Annotated in this window: 14 protein-coding genes; 1 reads left to right on the top strand and 13 read right to left on the bottom strand. The window is 54.6% G+C overall.

What is annotated here, in order from left to right:
* Nucleotide 1 precedes the first annotated feature (1 nt).
* Nucleotides 2–3,082: a hypothetical protein gene (locus HH215_RS28835; protein WP_169283029.1), complete on the bottom strand. Its 3,081-nt coding sequence runs from the start codon at nt 3,080–3,082 to the stop codon at nt 2–4.
* Nucleotides 3,083–3,547: 465 nt separating this feature from the next.
* Between HH215_RS28835 and HH215_RS28830 the strand changes: the two genes are divergently transcribed.
* On the top strand, nt 3,548–5,203 hold the full coding sequence (locus HH215_RS28830; protein ID WP_169283028.1) for a CBM96 family carbohydrate-binding protein: 1,656 nt from the start codon (nt 3,548–3,550) through the stop codon (nt 5,201–5,203).
* Nucleotides 5,204–5,640: 437 nt separating this feature from the next.
* Here the strand turns inward: HH215_RS28830 and HH215_RS28825 are convergent, their stop codons facing one another.
* The 12 genes from HH215_RS28825 to HH215_RS28770 form a co-directional block, all read right to left on the bottom strand.
* Nucleotides 5,641–8,493, bottom strand: coding sequence for an alpha-L-rhamnosidase-related protein (locus HH215_RS28825; RefSeq protein ID WP_169283027.1), 2,853 nt, complete (start codon nt 8,491–8,493; stop codon nt 5,641–5,643).
* 53 nt (nt 8,494–8,546) lie between these two features.
* Complete coding sequence (locus HH215_RS28820) at nt 8,547–9,434, bottom strand: carbohydrate ABC transporter permease (protein ID WP_169283026.1); 888 nt, start codon at nt 9,432–9,434, stop codon at nt 8,547–8,549.
* 19 nt (nt 9,435–9,453) lie between these two features.
* A complete protein-coding gene (locus tag HH215_RS28815) occupies nt 9,454–10,350 on the bottom strand; it encodes an ABC transporter permease (RefSeq protein WP_169283025.1) in 897 nt (298 codons plus the stop codon).
* Between the two features lie 177 nt (nt 10,351–10,527).
* Nucleotides 10,528–12,273, bottom strand: a complete 1,746-nt coding sequence (locus HH215_RS28810; RefSeq protein WP_169283024.1) for a type 2 periplasmic-binding domain-containing protein — start codon at nt 12,271–12,273, stop codon at nt 10,528–10,530.
* A 150-nt stretch (nt 12,274–12,423) separates the two neighbouring features.
* Nucleotides 12,424–13,872: a response regulator gene (locus HH215_RS28805; RefSeq protein ID WP_169283023.1), complete on the bottom strand. Its 1,449-nt coding sequence runs from the start codon at nt 13,870–13,872 to the stop codon at nt 12,424–12,426.
* Nucleotides 13,850–15,619 carry a sensor histidine kinase gene (locus HH215_RS28800; RefSeq protein ID WP_169283022.1) on the bottom strand — a complete coding sequence of 590 codons (1,770 nt, stop codon included), beginning with the start codon at nt 15,617–15,619 and terminating at the stop codon, nt 13,850–13,852. Before HH215_RS28800 ends, HH215_RS28805 begins: the two co-directional genes overlap by 23 nt.
* Nucleotides 15,620–15,972: 353 nt before the next feature.
* Nucleotides 15,973–16,437 (bottom strand): F0F1 ATP synthase subunit B, encoded by a 465-nt coding sequence (gene atpF / locus HH215_RS28795; protein WP_169283021.1) that lies wholly within the window; start codon nt 16,435–16,437, stop codon nt 15,973–15,975.
* Between the two features lie 67 nt (nt 16,438–16,504).
* On the bottom strand, nt 16,505–16,657 hold the full coding sequence (locus HH215_RS28790) for a hypothetical protein (RefSeq protein ID WP_169283020.1): 153 nt from the start codon (nt 16,655–16,657) through the stop codon (nt 16,505–16,507).
* A 16-nt stretch (nt 16,658–16,673) separates the two neighbouring features.
* Nucleotides 16,674–17,003, bottom strand: coding sequence for a ferredoxin family protein (locus HH215_RS28785; RefSeq protein WP_375140467.1), 330 nt, complete (start codon nt 17,001–17,003; stop codon nt 16,674–16,676).
* Nucleotides 16,985–18,280 (bottom strand): FAD-dependent oxidoreductase, encoded by a 1,296-nt coding sequence (locus HH215_RS28780; RefSeq protein WP_169283018.1) that lies wholly within the window; start codon nt 18,278–18,280, stop codon nt 16,985–16,987. The genes HH215_RS28785 and HH215_RS28780 overlap by 19 nt, the downstream gene beginning before the upstream one ends.
* Entirely contained in the window at nt 18,264–19,298 is a 1,035-nt protein-coding gene (locus tag HH215_RS28775) for an electron transfer flavoprotein subunit alpha/FixB family protein (protein WP_169283017.1), read from the bottom strand. The genes HH215_RS28780 and HH215_RS28775 overlap by 17 nt, the downstream gene beginning before the upstream one ends.
* Nucleotides 19,295–20,134: an electron transfer flavoprotein subunit beta/FixA family protein gene (locus HH215_RS28770; protein ID WP_169283016.1), complete on the bottom strand. Its 840-nt coding sequence runs from the start codon at nt 20,132–20,134 to the stop codon at nt 19,295–19,297. The genes HH215_RS28775 and HH215_RS28770 overlap by 4 nt, the downstream gene beginning before the upstream one ends.
* Between the last annotated feature and the right edge of the window lie 61 nt (nt 20,135–20,195).

Raw genomic sequence — 20,195 nt, 5'->3', positions numbered from 1 at the left:
CCTATTTGCGCGCATCGTCCAGATTCAGCGACTCGTAAATTTTCGACCCCTTTAGTTGCAGCAGCGGGTCGAGTTTGTGGCTCTCCAGCACGACGTTGCCTGCTTCTTTCACGTAACCGTTCCGGTATAGCAGCGCAAACGCGGGGAATTGCCCCATCATCGCCGGAGACATGACCGGCCACTTGTCCATCTTCCCCGACCACGATGGAGACTTGACGGAGAACATGTCGAGCGCGTCGATACCTTGCAAAGCTCCGTACACTGCCAGCATATACGTTCCTTCCGCGCCGTATGGCGTTGGGTTTGTCCACGTGATTTCGGAGATCATCGAAGGCTGCTTGTCGTTATGCACGATTTTCACCGGATTAAGGCTCGGATGACGAACCGCGGGCTGAGGGTAGTACGTATCTCCTTCCTGAATCGTCCAGTACATGTCGTTAAGCGCCTTATGCCCGGATTCGAAATATGCATGGCGGTCGACGATATCGGTCGATGCGTACGTGTAGCGTTCGATCGCTTCCAGCTTCTGCGGATCGGCCGTCACCCAATTGCTAGCCACGATCAAGCTGCCGGTGCGAATTTCGTCCTTGAGGAAAGCGTTCATCTCTTCGTAGAACATACGTTGCGACCACGTTAAAAACGCCAACGAATCCTTGCGCCGCTTGGAATCTCCATCGTTGCCCGTCGCTCCAGGAATGACGCCGATCCCTTCGAGCACCATCAATCCCTTCTCCGGTTGATCGGCGAACTTGGTGGCGAGCGGTCCCCACGCGTTGTATGCGGCATCCAGCGACCCGTACTTGCCGATCAGCCAATCCGCATATTGACGAAACAAATCTTCCTTGATGCGATCCGGGAATCGCCAATTCTCGAATGTCCAGAACAAATAGTTGTCTTCGTTCTGCACTTCGATCATCGCGACGGCGGGATCTCGCGCGAGCGGCAAACCGCCCTCGTACGGATTCGGAGATTGCAGCAAGGCGCGCACTCCTTTTTTGTACAACTCCTGCTGCTTCTTGTTGAACTGGATTAGCCCGAACGGTTCTTTGTTGAAGTCGTAAAATTGCTCGCCCTCGCCTTTGAAAGCGGCGGATTGGCGCATATCCCACCACAGTACGAAGTAGTAGCTGAGCTCGACGTAGATTCCCTGCTTTTTCATCGCGGAAACAAAGTAGTGGTATTTATCCAAAGCCTTGGGCGCGATATTACCGTTCTCGTCGAAAATTTTGCCGTGAATCCGCACCATGTTGACACCGTATTTGGCTAGCTTACTGGCGAGGTAATCGACATCCGGCTTCTCCAGATTAGTGACGTCGGTCCCAGCGTTAATCGCCCAGAAACGGACTTCCCGGCCGTCGCCGAGCAGCAGCTTGTCTCCCTGCTTGCGGACGAAACCATTTTCGCCGGCTTTCCGCTCGTTCAAATTACGCAAGTCGAGTATAGCGCTGTCGTCATAAGCGTCCGTATCCGGCTCGAATGCCCACCAGCCTTGCTCGGCCAAGTTCAACTTCTCGCCCGGACGAAGCAAGCCGTTAGGCGTATGCGGCGTCTTCGTCAGCAGAAAACTGTCCATCCCCGACACGAAATTGTCGGCTTCGGGATCAGGAGTAAGCGCAAACTCGAAACGATGCTTGCCTTTCGTAAGCGTGACGCTGCCCATTGCCACCCAGTTCGCCCCGATGAACTGGCGTAGGAACGTATCGTCCAGCAGCGTTATATCGCGGTCGAGTTGCGTCCATTCGTTATTATCGAAGCGCCATTTGAACGGACCGTGCAGCCAAAATTTCCGCACATAGAACGTATAAGTCCCGTTCTCCGGTACGTCCACTTCGTATTTCGCATACGGCGGATTCGCGGAACTGGAAGGAATATTATCCGTAGACAGCCAGTCGCTGCCGGACAGTCGGTCTCGCGTATCCGGCAGCGTGTCCACGGAAAAGCTAGACGTTGCCGGATAGTTCGTCTCCAACGCCTCTTCCGCTTCCCACCATACGTACACCGGTTCCGAGGGTACTGTCGGCTTAGGTACGTAAGGATTACCGACTCCGGCGCGCTCTACAACGGTATACATAGCGTTGGGCTTAAGCGCGAAGGTGTAATTGCCGGCGGACGCGCTTCCGGTCGAAGGCTCCTTGTAGTAGCCGTTCATATCCAACGCGTATACGTTCGTAACGTCGGTTATCCCTTTCAGCGTCACGGACGTGCTCACGTTCTTGACGTTCATCGGCCCCGTGCCTAGAGATGTAATCTTCTGCAACGTCTTCCCGTCCTGATTAACCGGCACCGACGCGAATCCGTAAGGCTTATCCTCGGTGAACGCCTGTACGAGCAGCTTGCGGGAGCTCGCGATCGGCTTGCCGTCGAGCGGTACGACGATCACTGTGCCGAAGTCGTTCTCGGAATGGATGGACACGTCTGTCAGTTCGATCGACCCGACAGCGTTCAGCACGCCGGTTGCTCCCTGGCTTGCGGGCGCATCGACTTTGGCGATGCCGACTCCGTAATCCCAATTCAATTGTCCCGTAATGCTGGATATATGCTTGTCCGCGTCGCGGATATAGGAGGATAGATTCGCTGACAGCGTCTCGTCCTTGTCTCCGAATTGCCGGGCCACTCTCCCTACGTAAAAGGCGTAAGGGTCAACGGCGGGCGCCGTCACTTCGGACATCGCGTATAGACCGACATCCACCGCTTGCGCAAGCGGCTTTTGGGATTGGACGCTGTCCCAGACGAACAGCTTGACTCGATGCTTCTGCGGGTCTATCGCTGTGTCGAAAGCCACGGAGAACGACTCGCCAGCTTCGGGTTCCACCCGTATTTGCCTCGTTTTCATTTCAACGATCCGGTTGCCCGAATCGTATAGCGTCGCGATAAGCGTGCCGCTGATGGCGGCCGACGCAACGTTGTTCAGATTGCCGGATATCGTTCCGTTATTCGAGAGCTTCGCCTCATGGAATAGAAGATCTTCTTGCGGGTACTGTCGCGCCGTTGCACCGACAACCGTTTGGTGCGCAGGCCATACGCCTCCGCCGCCTAGCATTGCGACCGCGATCGCAATCGCCAACCATTTTCCGTATCGCATCTTTTGGCTCCTTTCCATTATCTTACGATGATGTGGATTCCGAGCGCGTTCAATTGCAATCCGTTCTTCACCCCCGTTATGGAAGCGCTTTAGCAAACGTGGAGGATGATCTTGGCGGAGCGCTCGATACCAGTCTACTCTTGACCTCGGACGATCGGAGGCGAATTTGGTCTGCTTATCGCCGACAGTTGTTGGTTTTACGGCGCGTGCGGACAATTATCCGAAATCCCGAACGAAATTCGCCGATCATAAACCTTTCTCACTGTTGTTACATGAGTGGTTTCCTTAAAAAAGGGACTGATAGGACAAATTTCGTACAATTCCGTACGAATGTCACTTCGGGGTAAACAGGATTCCATATCGGGGGACGCCATCCGTTGTTATTCTGTTGACGAAGGGGGTGAACGCGCTCTCGTGCGTTACGTGAAAAGCTTAAAAATTCATTTCTTATGAGGAGTGAGGTTCATGTTGAAAAAGTGGTTTACGTTTATGATGGCCTTGGCATTGATAAGCTCCGTGGTACTGCTCGGAAACGGAAAGCCGGCTTCCGCCGCGACGATCACGCTGAACCCGATTGCCGACACCGACACGCAAAGCGACTCCGCGGCGGGCACGAATGCCACGTTATACGCTAGCAAATGGAATTATACGTTCACCAAATTCAGCTTGTCTGGAGTCTCTTCCCCTATTAGCAGCGCAAAGCTGCGAATTTACCATGAAGCCCACGTTTACAATCATACGTTGACCGCAAGCAACGCTTCGACGGAAAGCTGGAGCGAAGGCGGGACGAAGCCTAACTTGGCCGCCTCGATTGCCCAGGCCTCGGTTACGGGTAACGGTTACGTCGAATTCGACGTGACGACCGCCGTGCAGAACAAGCTGAACGCTTCGCAGTCGTCCGCCAGCTTCGGATTCAGCACCAATCTGGACACGTGGGAAGCCTATCAATCTCGCGAAGGCGTCAATAAGCCGCAATTGATCGTGACGACCGGGGGAACTACTCCAACCGGGACAATGAAGATCGGTACGAATTTCTGGTTCCTCGCCCCGTGGTCTGGAGAAGCGCCCTTCAAATCGAACGTGAACTGGGCTACCGCTTATGCAAGCGGTACGGACATCTGGAATCCGACCTTCATTGGCGAACTGGCCCCTTATTCGACGATCCGATTCATGGACTGGGGCGGTACGAACAATTCCAAAGTTCAAACTTGGTCTCAACGGCGCTTGCCGACCGATACCGGCAATCCGGATATCGGTTATATCGGACCAAGCGATCCGTTAAGAGCGGGTCTAGCCTATGAATGGATGATCGATCTGAGCAACCGGACGAACAAGGATATGTGGGTGACCTTGCCGCATATGGCCGATAACAACTATGCCTACCAGTTGGCCGTTCTCGTGAAATCCAAGCTGAATCCGAACCTGAAAGTATACGTGGAATATTCCAACGAAACATGGAACGGAGGATTCACCCAATTCCAGTACACGATCGATCAAGGCGTGGCGTTGAATCTCCCCGGCTACAACCAATGGTACCAGGGCGGCGCGTTCAGCTTATATCGATCCGTAAACATATGGAAGCAGTTCGCGGACGTCTACGGCTCTGAAATGGCGAGTCGCGTCGTACGCGTCGGATCGTTCAGCGGCAACTACGACATTTTCGATCAAAGCTACCAGAACGTCATAAACAGCGCGACTTGGAATCCTACCGGACAAAAAGCGGATCTAATCGCCATTGCGCCTTACGTGGGTTCCGGTCTCGATGGAGCCAGCGCCAACATTCAATCGCAGTTCCGGCAGGATACCGACCAAGTATTCATCGATCGCGTATTAACCGCGGTGACGATCGCCCAGAAATACAACGTTCCGCTCGGTACTTACGAGGGAGGTCAGCATCTTCTGACCAACGCCCACCAATGGAGCGCGAATCAGCAAATCTATAACGAGTACATTTACATGTTCAACAAATTCGCTCCGTACTTTAAGCTGTTCAATCATTATGCCCATGCCGGTACGTGGTCGTCCGGCGGCGCTTGGGGCGCTAAATCCGAGACGGGACAATCGAACGCCAACGCCCCGAAATACAGGGCGATCGTCGATTGGGTTGCCTCGCATCCTTGAGCCGTCAAGCTGTAAGAAAAACCGTCAGGGGACTTTCCCTGACGGTTTTTCGCAGCTTATCGTTTGGAAGAGAGGGTTATTTACCATTCTCTCGCTAGGCACTACGTGTAGAAAGTACACTTAGATTGCCCGAAACTCGGGAGCTTTCTAGTCTAAGTGTAAAATGCACAATTAGATAGCGGATGATCTTCGATAATCGCTCAAATTCTCGAAATAGATGTAACTTCTGCACTTAGATTTCTATTTGAAGAAAAGTATCCCTTCTAAATGTCATTTTTACACTTAGAGGCTGATGCATGAATCTAGCTTGAATATATACTCCCGCTGACAACGAGAATATCACGACTTCGCCGTCTTTGATCGGTCTTACTCTTATATAGCAAATGGACACAGAAGCCCTTATGTGATAGGAATTCAGTAAGTTGTCAGGCGTACTACTACGCGAATCGTACCCGTATGCCTTCCGGCGCGCGGACGTAGTCGAATATGCGGGCACCGGTTTCGTCCAGATGCCACTTGACCTCGACAATCCCGCGAGGATGCGGAACCGTACCCTCGGCCGCGGTCACGTCCGCTGTACGCACGTCGATGGTGACCTCATCCGGATGCTCTAACCCGGGCGGGCACACACCCAGAACGTATCTCGACAGGAAGTACGTAGGGCAAGCGGACCAGGCATGGCAGAGGCTCTGAGCCAAGTCGTAATACTCGGGCGTCTGCTGCAGCCCTTGCTGCAGAAACCATCCCCAGCCTTGACGCATCATCCTCTCCGCAACATCCGCAAGACCGATCCGGTACAATCCGTCGAAAATGTAAAACGAGAAGCTTGGCGAGACATACACGCCGTCCTCGGGTCCGTAGCCGTTCACGAACAACGACCGCAAGTTGCGACGGACGTGGCTCCGCAACGGCTCCAGTTGCTCCTCCGTAAGTACGCCCGAACGGGCGGCGAACAAGCTGGCATGCACCGACGATGTCGTTCGAGCAGCATTGTCGCTGTAACAGCCGCGCGTCCCATCCCAGAACATTTCCCGGATGGACCGCTCGACGATGGCAATCCGTCGCTCCAGCTCAAGCCGGTCCTCCGTCCGGCCGATCGCAGCCGCTAATTCGGCCGCGCATCGCATCGCTATCAAATACGTGCAGCTAAACACGCAATGGATGCCCTTCGTGTCCATGTAGCCTGGAACGATGGCTAGATCTCCATGAAACCCGCCATAATGCGCTTTTATGCCTCGTTTGGTATCCCATTCCGCATCCAGCAGCAAGTCGTCCCGTTCGTCGGCCAACTCATGGAACCAAGCCAGATTACGCATCATGGCGTCCCAATACGTCTCGATCAACTCCCGGTCTCCCGTTCGGCCGTAGTAAGCATGGAAACCTTCCAGCGCGTTCAGCGCAAAGTCCGATATCGTGTAGTCTCCCGTGTTCGGGTATACCGCCCTGAATTTCCCGGTAAAATCCGGCGATTGGCCGATCAACTCCAGGCTTCGCCGCATAAGGGCATGATCGCCGAACGCCATCAGATTGGTGTGGTATTGAATAATCGTATCTCGAACGTATTGACCGCGTTCGCGAGTCACGCAGTCCGTGTAGGCGTCCTCCATATTAACGGCTTGCGTCCGAACGCCCATTGCCCATATTTGCTCCAACAGCGGATCGGAGCAGCCGAACGCTCCGACCGTCTTCACCGGATAGCTCGCCGAAGCTAACTCTAGCTTCCGCAGCGTCACGTTGTCCCGCGCCCCGCGAACCGTCAACATCATATACCGGAATCCGCGGGGCTGGGTCAGCCGCCAATCGAGCGAGGGCTGACGAGAATCCGCCTCCGCACGGTCGCCGAGTCCGTACCAGTGATAGTGACGTAAATGCTTGCCGTCCGGATTCAGATGCTCGCCGTACGTCAGATCGACGGTGGCGCCGCCTGCCCCTTCCAATACGAGCCGAGGCAATACGAGCCGCGTCAATCCCAAATCCAGCAAGAGCGAGAAGCCTTCCGGGTAGTCTTCCAACGCGAACGTCCGTCCCACCAACGTATCCAACTCTAAGGACTCGATCGGTTCGCCGTACGAATCCCAACTGGTCGCCATCGTTGGACTGGCGCCCTGCTCTTCGGCAGCGACGTCGATCCAACCGCCCGCCTCCTGGAAAGCCGTCTCCGTTATCCCGGGAAGCGCGAGATTTCGCATCGCGGACTCGTACTGCTCCTGCGAGACGACCGGAGAGCGGCGGAACCGCGCGGCCGAGCCGATCTCGCGATCGGCCGACACGATCAGCCCCCGGCCTGCCGGCAACGCCAAGTAATGATGAACGCCGTCTTGAAGCGCGTCGATCTCGGCAACGTAATGGTTCCACCCGCCGCGCAGCCGCACGCGATGGTTCAACCCCATGCTCTTGTCTATCGACGGCAACCCTTCCGCGATCGGCTCGCCGTTCATCCAGGTTGTCTGATAGAACAGCCCCAGAGTAACGACCGTATCCGCCGGCGCATAGATCCATGAGAACACCGCCATCTTCCGGCTGGTACGGTCCGGCTCGTGAATCTCGTTCACATGCGGCATCGGGACGCTGAACGAATAGAGCTCTTCCTGCCGGACGAGCGGCAGCGCGTGCAGTACGCGCTTTACGGGTACAGGCTCGCCGGACATGAACGGAATTGCCCGCGGCTGCGGATGTCCCCAAGCCTTCTGATCCGCCAGCTCCGTTCCGCGTAGCCACCGGCCATCATCGTAATCGGTCTGCGCCCAATCCGGCTCGTCCAACCGCTGATCGTAATGATCCGCCGCTTTCAGAAACAGGCTTGCCTTTGTCGCATAACGGTAGGCCGGGACCGGAACCGTTTTCCAGCCAGCCGCCCCCGTCGTTAGATCGACGGATGCGCCTTTCACCGTCACCGCTTCTCCCCATGCCGCGAATCCGCCTTGGGACGGCATCGTCATGAACGTCTTGTGTCCGACATAGTTGACCTGCACGGCGATCGAGTTACGACCGGGAACGAGCAGACCGGTTAAGTCGTGCGCGTCGTAAACCGGATGCCGCGGATCGAATCGTACGGATCCGTTGCCGGCGTATGTTCCATTTACGTACAATTGATAGGTCGTGTCGGCGAACAAATTCAAAATCGCCTTTTTCGGCGCGCCGTCCATCTCGAACGTCAGCCGAAAACGGGCGTACATGTTGCGGCCTTGCCCCTGCTCGTCGAACCAAATCGCCTTTGAAGCCCCAGGCAATACCGTCTCTTCCGTCCCATTCAATCTTTTCGTTCCATCCATTCGTTGCGTCTCGTTCATATTCGTTTCGTCCCCTCCTTCCCGTCCACGTCCCTCTAACCGCAATTTCCCGCTTATTCCTTCACCGAACCCAGCGTAATCCCCGAAATGAAATAGCGCTGAAGAAACGGATATAACAGCATGATCGGAAGCATGGACACGAATATTTTCGCGGCGCTGAGCGTTTTGTCCGAAACGCTGGCCATTCGCTTAACGTCGTCGACCGTCTTGAGCAGGTTCGGATCGATCCGAACGACAAGCTGCTGCATGTAGGTCTGCAACGGCGCGTCTTCAATGTTGCGCATGAAGATCATCCCGGTCATGAACTCGTTCCATATGTTGACGATCAGGAACAGCGTCGTTGTCGCCAGTACCGGCATCGCCAGCGGCATATAAATGCGGAACACCTTGTACCACGGTCCCGCGCCGTCCATCGAGGCGCATTCGTCCAGTTCCTTCGGGATGCCCCGGAAGTAGTTCACGATCAAAATGACGTTAAACACGTTCACGATCATCGGAAGCACAAGCACCCAAAACGAATTCATCAGCCCCATCTGCTTGACGATGAGGTAGAACGGAATAAGTCCGCCGTTAAACATCATAACGAACACGAGCAGCCACATATACACGTTGCGTAGAGCGAAGTCCCTGTTCGTCCTCGACAGCGGATAAGCCATCAACAGAGAGACGAAGAAGCTGAGAATCGTCGTGAGGACAACCCGCTCCACGGAGACGAAAAACGTCCGGAAAAAGGTGCTGTCCTCGAACAGCTTCTCGTAGGAGGCAAAGGTGAAATCTTGCGGGAATATCGTAACGAATCCGCCGGTCGCCTTAGCGGGCGAACTGAACGAAATCGCCAAGTTGTGCAATAGCGGAAAAAAACAAGTGAGCGAGATCAGCACCATGAACGCGATCAGCGCGCCGTCCGCCACCTTCGTTCCCCAAGTTGCGTTCCGTACCATCGGGCTTTCCTCCTCGTGATCAGAATATCCGGTAGTTCGCGAACCTGCTGGCCAGCGCATAAGAGCTGACGACGAGCACGAAGCTGATGGCCGACTTAAGCAGCCCAACCGCCGTCGCGATTTCGAAGCGCCCTTCTTCCAGCCCTGCACGGTATACGTAGGTGTCGATGATATCGGAGGAGTCGTACACCAGCGTGTTGTACAAGTTGAAAATTTGGTCGAAGCCCGCGTTCAGCACGTTCTGCATGCTAAGCGTCCCGACCAGCACGATCATGGGCACGATGCCGGGCAGCGTAATGTAGCGCAGCTTCTTCATGCGGCTGGCGCCGTCGATTTCGGCCGCCTCGTACAACGACGGATTGATCGCCGTCAGCGCGGCCAAGTAGACGATCGTTCCGAATCCGAATTCCTTCCAAACGTCGGAGCCGATAATGATCGTTCGGAACCAGAAATGTTCCGCGAGGAACATCGTCGGCTCGAGCCCGAACTGCGAGTGAAGCCACTCGTTCACGATGCCGTCGATCGCGAACATGTCCCTCAATATGCCCGCGATAAGCACCCAGGACAGAAAATGCGGCAAATAGACGATCGTCTGCATGGTCCGCTTGAACCAACGGATGCGCAGCTCGTTCAACATGAGCGCGAACACGATCGGCACGACGAAGCCGATCGTCATCTTCATAAGGGCAATGACAACCGTATTGGTGAACACTTGCATCGCTACCGGCGTATCGAACAGCAGCTCGTAATTTTCCCAACCGACCCACGAGGAGCCCCATATGCCCTTGGTCGGACTGAAGTCTTTGAAAGCAAGGATAATGCCGCCCATCGGCCATACGCTGAACAGCAGCACGAGCACGATGCCGGGGAGCAGCATCAAGTTGTAATGAACTTGTTCCGACCATCTTCGAATCATGACGTTAACCCCCTTGCTTCCTGAGAGATAAAGGACAAGCATAAACGGCCTTCGCCGTCCTTAGGGATGGCGGGGGAACGTTTATGTCGGAGACATTTCAGAAAAGTAGAGTGGATTTTATACTTTCTGAAATGTTAAGAAAGGCGCCGAGACTTGCTCGGCGCCTCCCCCAAGCCATTACTTTTTCAAAGCTTCGGCGATTTCCGCCAATATTTCGTCGCCGCCCTGGGATTTCCAGTCGCTCGCGAACTTGTCGAAGTCGGCGTCGATGTCCGTAGACTTCATGATCATCGAATGATAGGCTTTCATCTGCAAATCCTTCAGCGCGGTCAGCTTCTTCTCCATCGTAGGCGTCTGGCCATCGAACGCGGAGTAGACGACGTTCAGCTCGTATTGCGCGGCCGAACCCATCGCATCGTACCAACTGCGGGTATTTTGCCATTGCAGCATATTTTTGCTCGCGGCCTGCGGTTGATCCTGCAGCTCGTCAATATACTTCTTAATGTGGTTGTACGCGTCTTTGTTCGTAACGGGCAGCGTGCTCGGATCAACCGTACCGTTCACGGCACCGACGATTTGCTTCGCTTCTTTCGTGATTTTGTCCGTCGAGTTGACGCCCATGCCCCACAAGATCGGTTCCTTGTCGTTCGCGTCTTTGAATTTGTCCTGACCGAGCTTCATGAAGAACTCGTCATGCTGAGGGTCGTTATAGACATTCAACCATTTGATCGGCAGTTCCGGGTTCTTAAAGCCTTTCTTCACGACCAGAATGCCGTTGACGGGCAGCGTCGTGCCATAGTTGATCTTACCGTTCAGCTTGGATGGAATGATGTAAGGCTTCCAGTCGGCGTCCGGCACGTTCTGCAACGTCATGAACAATGGATACCATACTCCCCACCACGCTTGCCCGACGATGCCCGCGCGGCCGCTGGCCAGCAACTCCTGCAGCTTGCCGGTATCCTTTAACGCGATGTCCTTCTCCACCAGTCCGCCTTTGTATAGCTGGGACAATACCTTCAGCCCATCCTTGATACCCGGCTGGATGCCCCCGAACGCGACTTCGCCGGCATCGTTCTTATAGAACAGATCCGGGTACGCTCCGAATTGGTCGAACAGGAATCCCGGTCCGAACAAGCCGGCGGCTTCCTTCTCCATTTGCATGGCGATCGGCACCGTCTTCCCGTCGCCGTACGGGTCCTTATCCTTGAATGCTTGGGCGAGCGCGATGACATCATCCAGAGTTTTCGGCTCCGGCAAACCCAGCTTTTTCCGCCAGTCTTCGCGTACCCAGACGAAGTTGAAGTTTTCCAATGAATTTTGTCCCGGCAACGCGTACAATTTGCCGTCGACCTTGAACAGATCGAGCACCGCATTGTCGGCGCTTCCGAACGCTTCCTTCATTTGCGGAGATGCGTATTGCTCGTAGACTTCGGTCAAGTCTTCGATCATATCCGCGTCGACCAGCCTTTTGAGCGTCGACAGAACGGCGGTCGGACTTGTATCCACGATCTGGAATACGTCTGGAATATCGTTGCCGTTAATGGCCAGCTGGAGCTTTTTATTGTATGCTCCGCCGTCCTGTGGAGACGTCCACACGATTTTCGGTTTGACGTTCAACTGATCTTGCATGAACTTGTTGAAGTCGTTTTCTTCATACGATTGCCCTTCCGGGAATTGCGGATTGTTGGCGACCGGGCGCACGGTCGTAAACTCGACCGTTTCCGGGTACTTCCCGAACGGGTCGATCGCTTCGACCGGCGAGGCGGATGGAGATGCCGAACCGGATGATGCCGGCGGCGCTTCGCTCGACGGCGCGCTCGGCGACGCCCCGTTATTGTTGTTGCCGCCTCCGCCGCTGCAGGCGGTCGTTAGGAATAGCAGCGAAGCCAGCGCGAAGGCTGTCCATTTTGCAGATTTCGTCATTGCGGATTTGCCCCTCTCTTCCGGATGTTGATGACGCTTACAAACTCATATTAACGGAAGCCTGCATGCGGAAAATACGGAGAAAGCGCCTCAGTTGACGGAATGTTGTCATCTGCGCGCTTTTTCGCATTACAATTTTCACTGCCGACGCTACAATAATCGAATGTCGGCATTCCCGATGCAGCGGAGGCCATACTCTTCCGCCGCTTCCGGCATCGCGCGGTATTCCTTCGCGGCAAGCCCCGTCTCCTCGCGAAACAGCTTGCGGAAATAAGGCTCGTCCGCGAAGCCGCAGCGCCGGGATATTTCATGCACGGGAACGTCCGTGCAAGTCAACCACATCCGGGCCCGATCGATTCTTAGCTCGCGCATGAAATCGTTGAAGGTGACGCCGATCGTGCGCTTGAAGCAATCGCTATAGTAGCCGCGGCTGAAATGAATGGAGGCAGCCGCCTCCTCCTGGGTAATCCCTTCCGCAAGCCTTCGCTGCACGCCCTGTATCGATTGAAGAATACGCAGCGAATGCTCCCGATTTGCTTCCGGTCCTTCCAAGGCGCGCTTCAGATCGCGGCGCAACCGGGCGAGCCAAAGCTGCCAATCGGTCCACATCCGCAGCGTCCGAGCTTGCGTCACATAACGTTCGATTTCCGAAAACCTCCGGATACCTCGCCAACATCGAACCGTCCGATAGATAGCGCCGCACAGCGCGGACGGCTCGGGACGTTGCATTCGGATGCGCTCCTGCAGCTCTTGCCAAGCGCGATCATCGGCAATCCACCGGAACGAATCCCATTCTTCCTCCCAATCCGGCGGTTGCGCTTTTTCTTCGAACAGCATGATGTCGCGGAGCGAATCGTGCCAGACGACGCTCCCTTCCTTACGATCGACGAGGTAGAAAATATGGCGCCTGACGTATACCGGCAACAGTTCCCGTAGCCGATCCTTCATGGTCAAATGATGAAGAATGACGACAGCCCAGCGACCGAACCACTTGTTCGTCGGAACGGGACCGTCCGCCCCGTCATCTCTTTTGTCTAACGCCGGCAGCTCGGCGAACCAAGCCTGCTCCGCGTCGCTGACCGGGTTAGGCATCCGCTCCGATACCCAAGGGACCGCGTACAATTCGCCTACGGAGCAATCGGACTGCATAGCGACGAACAGCGCCCCCTCCTTATCGGCTGTAGCGGATTTGGCGGCAGGCGATTGCCGACGAACCCGCTTCTCTTCGATTCGGGAAGCAATCCGGCCGAAAATCCGGTCCAGCTTGTCGTCGTCCATCTCCGTCTTCACGATATAATCGAGCGCTCCAATCCGGAGCGCTTCCTGAACGTATTGAAATTCCTGGTGGCAAGTAAGAATAGCGATACTTACTTCCGGAAATCTCGCTTGGGCTTCTTGGATCAACTCGAAGCCGGACATCCCGGGCATCGTCAAATCCGTCACCAACAGATCGATCGGCTCCCGGCCGAGCAAGTCCAGCGCCTTCTCGCCGCCGTCGAGATCGGCGACGACGCTCATGCCGTGGCGATCCCAAGGCAAGATGTGCAATAACCCTTTGCGAACAATCGGCTCGTCATCAACTAGCAGCGTCCGAATCATCGTCCATCCCCTCCTGCGGTTTTGCCGGAATCCGGATCGTCAGCTTCGTGCCCGCTCCCGGCCGGCTATGGATTTCCAAACCATGCGCTTCCCCATAATAAGTCTGAATAAGCTGATGCGCGAACGACAGTCCGATGCCCATGCCGGTCTTGCGTCCTGCCGTTCGGTTCCCTCGGGACAGCATGGCCACCGTCTCTTCCGACATGCCGACGCCATTATCCGCGACGGTAATGCGCAAGCCGCCGTCCTCCTCTTGGACAATCCTCACCGTAATGACGCCATCGTCGCTAAGAAAGCCGTGGTATAGCGCGTTCTCCACGAGAGGCTGCAGCACGAACCGGGGCAGTACGTTGTCCTCTGCCGCGGGATCGACGTCGATGTCGACTCGGAAGGCGTGATTGTACCGAATTTGCTGAAGCGCGAGATAATCCCGCAAATTCACGATCTCGTCTCTTACGTGAACGAATGCGCCTTCCTTGCCCAAATTGTAGTGCAGGATGCGCGTAAAATAAGTGATCAGCCGGACGATCTCTTCCTGCTTGTTTACTTTGGCGATGACTTGAACCGTATTCAGCGTGTTATGTATGAAATGCGGGTTGATCTGGAACCTCAGCTTCTCCACTTCAATCCGGCTGCGGGCGCGTTCGCGATATTCGATCTCCTTCAACAGGTCGAACACGCGATCCCGCATCCGGTAAAAGCGGCCGAGCAAGTCGTCGAATTCGGCAAGCTGCATGTAACGGCGCGGCCGAACGATCCGGTTGTCGCCCATCCATTCGATTTCCTTGCGGAACGTCTGCAGCGGCCGAAAGATCGATCGCCAGGCGATGATGGCGAGCACGGCGCTGAGAATGAGCGAGAACAGGCCGATAGTGAAAAACTGGGTGAACCAGTTGTTCAGCTCCGACTGGAACACCGTACCCTTCAGAAACACGATCAGCTTCCAGTTTTGCTCTCCGGCGGCGACGAACGTCATCTCGCCTGCTCGTCCGACTTTCATTGCCGCCTCATAGACGGAGCCGATCGGATATAACTCCGTATTCTCGCTGTATACGATCCGATCGTCTCCGTCCAGTAGCAGATGAGTCGCTTGTTCTCCGTATTGCTGGCCTCCGAACAGTTGGTTCAGCGTCTGAAAGTTACTCTCGATGTACACGTAAAAAGACAATTCAGGCTGTTGGTAATCGGTAACCTTGCGGGCTAACGAAAATACGGGATCATCTTCCGGTTTCCCGTATTTGTCGACCGATCGATGGGGAGCTTGATACGACACCCCCTTGGCTTCATGAAGTATGGGGTATCGGTCCAGGTCGACGGTGTCCTGCGACGGGAAGCTTTGGAACAAAATTTGCCGGTTGCCGTCCAAAATCGTCAAAATACCCGCATGGGGGCTGGAATAATTGATCAGCGTCATCCGATCTTGCACGTACTTGATAACATCCTGTTTGACGAGAATGTCGTCGGTCCGCATATACTCCTGGATATACTCGACCATAACGATGTCCAGCGCCAACTGCTGGGAAGCGAAGTTCAAATTTTTGAGCACGTTGTCGACGCCGGTCAGTTCTTTGTTGACGTTCTCCTGGATGCCGCTCGTCAACGTGTTTTTCAGGAAAGAGTGGAACGACGAGTACGAGATTGCTCCAAGCAAAGCTAGCGGAGCGATCGAACTGAGTAGGAGGATGAGCGTCATTCGGCCCTTAATCGTGCGTCCGAACGGGTATATTCCTCGGGGTAACAACGGCATGTCCATCCCTCCTGACGGCTGTCGGCTGCAAAGGTATGCGCTTTCATTAGTTCATTCTAGCATCCGGGATCATATACCTCAATGAATTCAGCCAAGCCTGGTTCCCTTGTCCGGAGCTCGGCCGCGTGTGGCCTGCCTATGCATACTACTCTAATTGTAATGCAAGGAATAGGACGGCGGAGATAGAATGCGGTCGCATAAATCTTGAATTCTGTCATCAATTGATCATCCCGCATGGCGCGGCCGAAAAGCGTAATTACGGAGCCACAACAAAAAGACCGCAAGGGTATCTTCCATTAACCCCATCGGTCTTTTTGGATTGTTTCTTTTTAACTCGCTTCTCTCGAAATTCTTTAGTGTAAAATTTTTTTGACGATTCTTTCCGCCAATTCTTTGGATTGCTCTTGAATGAGGATGAGGGCTAATTCTTTTTCCATCTCGATTTCGTTAACGGCACGGGCAATACGCAGATTGTTTTCATCTTTTGCTTCGTTTACGATCTGTTCAGCTTGAACCCATGCCGAATCCCTCAAGTCTGAAATGATCGTCCGAGCCTCGACTTTAGCTTCTCGGATTACATTTATTTGCTCATTTTGCAGATCGATCTGTTGTTTCTTCAAGTTTTCCCAATCGGCAACATGATTTTCAATCCACATTTTTCTGCGTTCCATCACCGTGAGCAAGGGGGTAATCGCAAATTTTTTCAGCAGCACGTATAAGAGAAAAAAGAACACGAGTTGAAGAATAAAATTGGTAAGGCTTGCCCCATGAAAGAGTATAAGATCACCTCCAAACTTGGAATATGGATTTCCACTCACACTAATATTTTAGTTTAATAGGATAAAATTGTAAATTATTTCATGAAAAAAAGCTTACCCGCGACAATCACGGATAAGCCTCTTGAATGATTAACCGCTCGCCATGTTCCCAACTGCTGAAATGATCTTCCCAAATGATGTGGTACAGATTATCATGGATTTCCACGATAACCCCTTTCGTTCCGTCCTGAACGTATACGACGTGATCTCCGATTTTCATTCGCGTCCCACCCCTGTCACCCGAGTCGAAAGACGATGCCGTGTCCGCCCTTCGGATAGACCCACTTGATGTTCTGATGAGGACAGCCGATGCGACAGCTCCCGCATTCATGACAGCCCTCGTATCCGACATGCATGCGGATTTCTTCCCACTTGTATACCTCTGCCGGGCAGAAAATCGTGCATATTTTATCGGGGCAGCTGGTCATGCATACTTCCGTATCCATCACATGCAAATGCGACTGCGTATCCGCGTTGAATCTGAGCAAATATTGCTTCTCCTCGATGTTGGCCCCTTTGGAAGGAACCGGCTGAGAATCGCTGCTCATTACTTGATCACCCTCCATGCCCGAATCAGATCGCGGGCGATCTTGAACTTCTGCTTGGCCGGACCGATGTCGCGCCATATCTTCTTCTGCTTCTCCCATTTCGAAGAGCCGTCTACGGTCAGCATCTGGCTTGCCGCGCGATTCATCATCGGAATGTACTGTTCGAAATACTGCGGGAACTTGTCGAAATGGTGCGTGGAATCCTTGTACTTCTTCATATCCTGACCGACGAAGCTGCCCATTAATTTCACCCGGTACTCGTCGAGCGACGCTTGGGAGAAGTCCTCCCGCTCTCTCGCCGCCACGATGGTTTCCGCCGCGAACCGCCCCGAAGTCATCGCCATGTTCGAGCCTTCGCGATGAATCGCGTTCACGAGCTGCGCCGCGTCCCCGACGACAAGCACGCCGTTTCCAACTACCTTCGGAATGGAATGATACCCTCCCTCCGGGATCAGATGCGCCAAATATTCTTGAGGCTCCGCCCCAAGAAGGTACGGCCGGATCATCGGATGCGTTTTCACGTATTCCATCAGTTCGTAAGGCTTTATCTTATGCTTAATCAGTCCGGAAAGTAACGTGCCGACGCCGATGCTGAGCGTATCTTTGTTCGTGTACAGAAATCCGGTGCCCAGAATGCCCTTCGTCGCGTCTCCGAACAGCTCGATCGTGCAGCCCTGGCCTTCTTCGAGGTTAAACCGATCCTCGATAATCTTCTTGTCGAGCTTCAGCACTTCCATCGTCGCCAGCGCCACTTCGTCCGGACGGAACTCCTTATGGAAGCCTAGCGACTTGGCGAGCAGGGAGTTCACTCCGTCCGCCAATACGACGACATCGGCGCGAAGCTCTCCGTCCGGACGGTCCGTGCGCACGCCGACGACTTTGCCGTCTTCGACGATGCACTCCAGGACAACGGTTTCGTTGACGAGCAAAGCCCCCTTCTCCACCGCCTTGGAAGCGAACCATTGATCGAACTTCGCCCGCAGCACGGTGAAGTTATTGAACGGTTCCGTTGCCCACTCCATCCCTTTGTAAGAGAAGGTTACCGCCGAGGATTTATCCATCATCATAAACCTCTGTTCCACGATCGGACGCTCCAACGGGGCTTCCTTATGGAAATCGGGCACGATTTCCTCCATCATTTTGCGATAGAGCACGCCGCCCATGACGTTCTTGGAACCGGGATATTCTCCCCGCTCGATCAGCAGCACCTTCACGCCTGCCTTCGCTAACTCGTAAGCGCAAGCGATTCCGGCAGGGCCCGCTCCGACGACGATCGCTTCAAATTTTTCCGGCATCGGCCTCTTCCTTTCTCCCTAGCGCAATTTGGAAAGCTTCGGTAAGCATAGGCACGATCGTCAGCGCATCCCCTACGATTCCATAATGGGAGGATTGGAAGATCGGCGCCGCCGGGTCTTTGTTGATCGCGATAATCAATCCGGAATTCTGCATCCCGACCAAGTGCTGAATCGCTCCCGATATGCCGATGGCAAAATAAATCTTCGGCGTCACCGTCACCCCGGTCTGACCGACTTGATGATGATGCGGAACCCAACCGGCTTCGACCACGTCGCGGCTAGCGCCGACCGCTGCGCCAAGCGTCTCCGCCAAGCGATGAATAACCTGGAAACCCGCGGGACCTCCGAGTCCTTTGCCTCCGGCAACGATAACATCCGCTTCGTCGATCCGAACGTGTTGCGTCGTCGAACGGACGATCTCCAGAACTTTCGTACGGATGTCCTCTTCCGTAATCGGGATGCTCTCCTCGATGACGACACCCGACGCCTCCTTATTGCGGGGGAGCGCTTTCATTACTTTAGGGCGAACGGTGGCCATCTGAGGGCGATACTTCTTGCATAAGATCGTAGCCATGATGTTGCCGCCGAAAGCCGGACGGCTGGCGAGGAGTAGTCCGGTATCTTCCTCCACGTCCAATTGCGTCGTATCCGCGGTTAACCCCGTCGGCAGATCGGTCGCCACCGCGCTTGCCAAATCTTTTCCCGTCGAGGTAGCGCCATAGAGTAGAATTTCCGGCTTATGTTTCTCCACGCAAGCTAACACCGCTCGCATGAACGTTTCCGTCCGATAGTAGCGATAGATGGGCGCATCGTACATATAGACTTTATCCGCTCCGTATTCGAACGCGATCTGCGCCAGCGATTGAACGTTATCCCCGATCAACACCCCGGCCAGCTCCGTCTTTCGTTTGTCCGCAAGCTGCCTTCCCGCTCCAAGCAGCTCGAGCGATACCGAAGCCACGTGTCCGTCCTTCTCTTCGATAAACACCCAAACGCCGCGATAATCGTCGAAGTTCAACTTCCTTCCCCCCCTGCTACAGCATCGAACAGCTCTCTTCGCGTCAACACGACATCCAGCAGCTGTTGAATCTGCTCTTCCGGCGTCCCCTCAAGAAGCTTTCCGCCTTGCGGTTTCTGCGGCGCCCATACCGAACTGACGATCGTCGGCGAGCCTTTCAAGCCTAGCTGCGTCTTGTCAATGTCGTTCAGATCGCTGACCGCCCATACATGCGGCTGATATCGCGCGGCTCGCAACATATTCGGCAGAGTGGAATAAGGAACCTCGTTGATGTCTTTCTCTACCGAGAACAGGCAAGGCAAGGTCGATCGGATAACTTCGTACCCGTCCTCCAGCTTCCGATGAACGATCGCGTACCCTTCGGCCCGATTGATCTCGACCACTTTATTGACCGAGGTAAGCGGCGGCATGTCTAACCTGCGCGCGATTCCCGGACCAACCTGCCCGGTATCTCCGTCAATCGTCATTTTGCCGCAAATGATCAGATCGATAGGCCGGACTTCGGACGCTATCTTCTCCAACGCCTTGGTCAATGCGTAGCTGGTCGCCAGAGTATCCGCTCCCGCGAATGCCCGGTCCGTGATCATGTACCCTTCGTCCGCCCCGATCTCGATGCATTTCCTTATCGCCTTCACCGCCGGAGGAGGGCCCATCGTCAGAACCGACACGACTCCGCCATAACGCTCCCTCAGCCTAACCGCCTCTTCGACCGCATGCGAATCGTACGGATTCAGAATCGCCGGAGCGCTCGAACGATCCATCGTATTCGTCTTGGGGTTCATCTTAATGATCTTCGTGTCCGGAACTTGCTTAATGCATGCAACGATATGCAGCATACTATTCACCCTTTCCGCGCTAGCCTGACATCCGGCTCAACCGTTCAATCTTATCTATATT

Source organism: Cohnella herbarum (assembly GCF_012849095.1).
Taxonomy (GTDB): domain Bacteria; phylum Bacillota; class Bacilli; order Paenibacillales; family Paenibacillaceae; genus Cohnella; species Cohnella herbarum.
The sequence above is the reverse complement of the archived record's forward strand: the minus strand, read 5'-3'. Positions and strand labels throughout refer to the sequence as shown.

Bases quoted from the DNA above. Each gene is read 5' to 3' on its own strand.
- HH215_RS28835 (WP_169283029.1), bottom strand. From the start codon at position 3,082: ATGCGATACGGAAAATGGTTGGCGATTGCGATCGCGGTCGCAATGCTA.
- HH215_RS28830 (WP_169283028.1), top strand. From the start codon at position 3,548: ATGTTGAAAAAGTGGTTTACGTTTATGATGGCCTTGGCATTGATAAGC.
- HH215_RS28825 (WP_169283027.1), bottom strand. From the start codon at position 8,493: ATGAACGAGACGCAACGAATGGATGGAACGAAAAGATTGAATGGGACG.
- HH215_RS28820 (WP_169283026.1), bottom strand. From the start codon at position 9,434: ATGGTACGGAACGCAACTTGGGGAACGAAGGTGGCGGACGGCGCGCTG.
- HH215_RS28815 (WP_169283025.1), bottom strand. From the start codon at position 10,350: ATGATTCGAAGATGGTCGGAACAAGTTCATTACAACTTGATGCTGCTC.
- HH215_RS28810 (WP_169283024.1), bottom strand. From the start codon at position 12,273: ATGACGAAATCTGCAAAATGGACAGCCTTCGCGCTGGCTTCGCTGCTA.
- HH215_RS28805 (WP_169283023.1), bottom strand. From the start codon at position 13,872: ATGATTCGGACGCTGCTAGTTGATGACGAGCCGATTGTTCGCAAAGGG.
- HH215_RS28800 (WP_169283022.1), bottom strand. From the start codon at position 15,619: ATGCCGTTGTTACCCCGAGGAATATACCCGTTCGGACGCACGATTAAG.
- HH215_RS28790 (WP_169283020.1), bottom strand. From the start codon at position 16,657: ATGAAAATCGGAGATCACGTCGTATACGTTCAGGACGGAACGAAAGGG.
- HH215_RS28785 (WP_375140467.1), bottom strand. From the start codon at position 17,003: ATGGAGGGTGATCAAGTAATGAGCAGCGATTCTCAGCCGGTTCCTTCC.
- HH215_RS28780 (WP_169283018.1), bottom strand. From the start codon at position 18,280: ATGCCGGAAAAATTTGAAGCGATCGTCGTCGGAGCGGGCCCTGCCGGA.
- HH215_RS28770 (WP_169283016.1), bottom strand. From the start codon at position 20,134: ATGCTGCATATCGTTGCATGCATTAAGCAAGTTCCGGACACGAAGATC.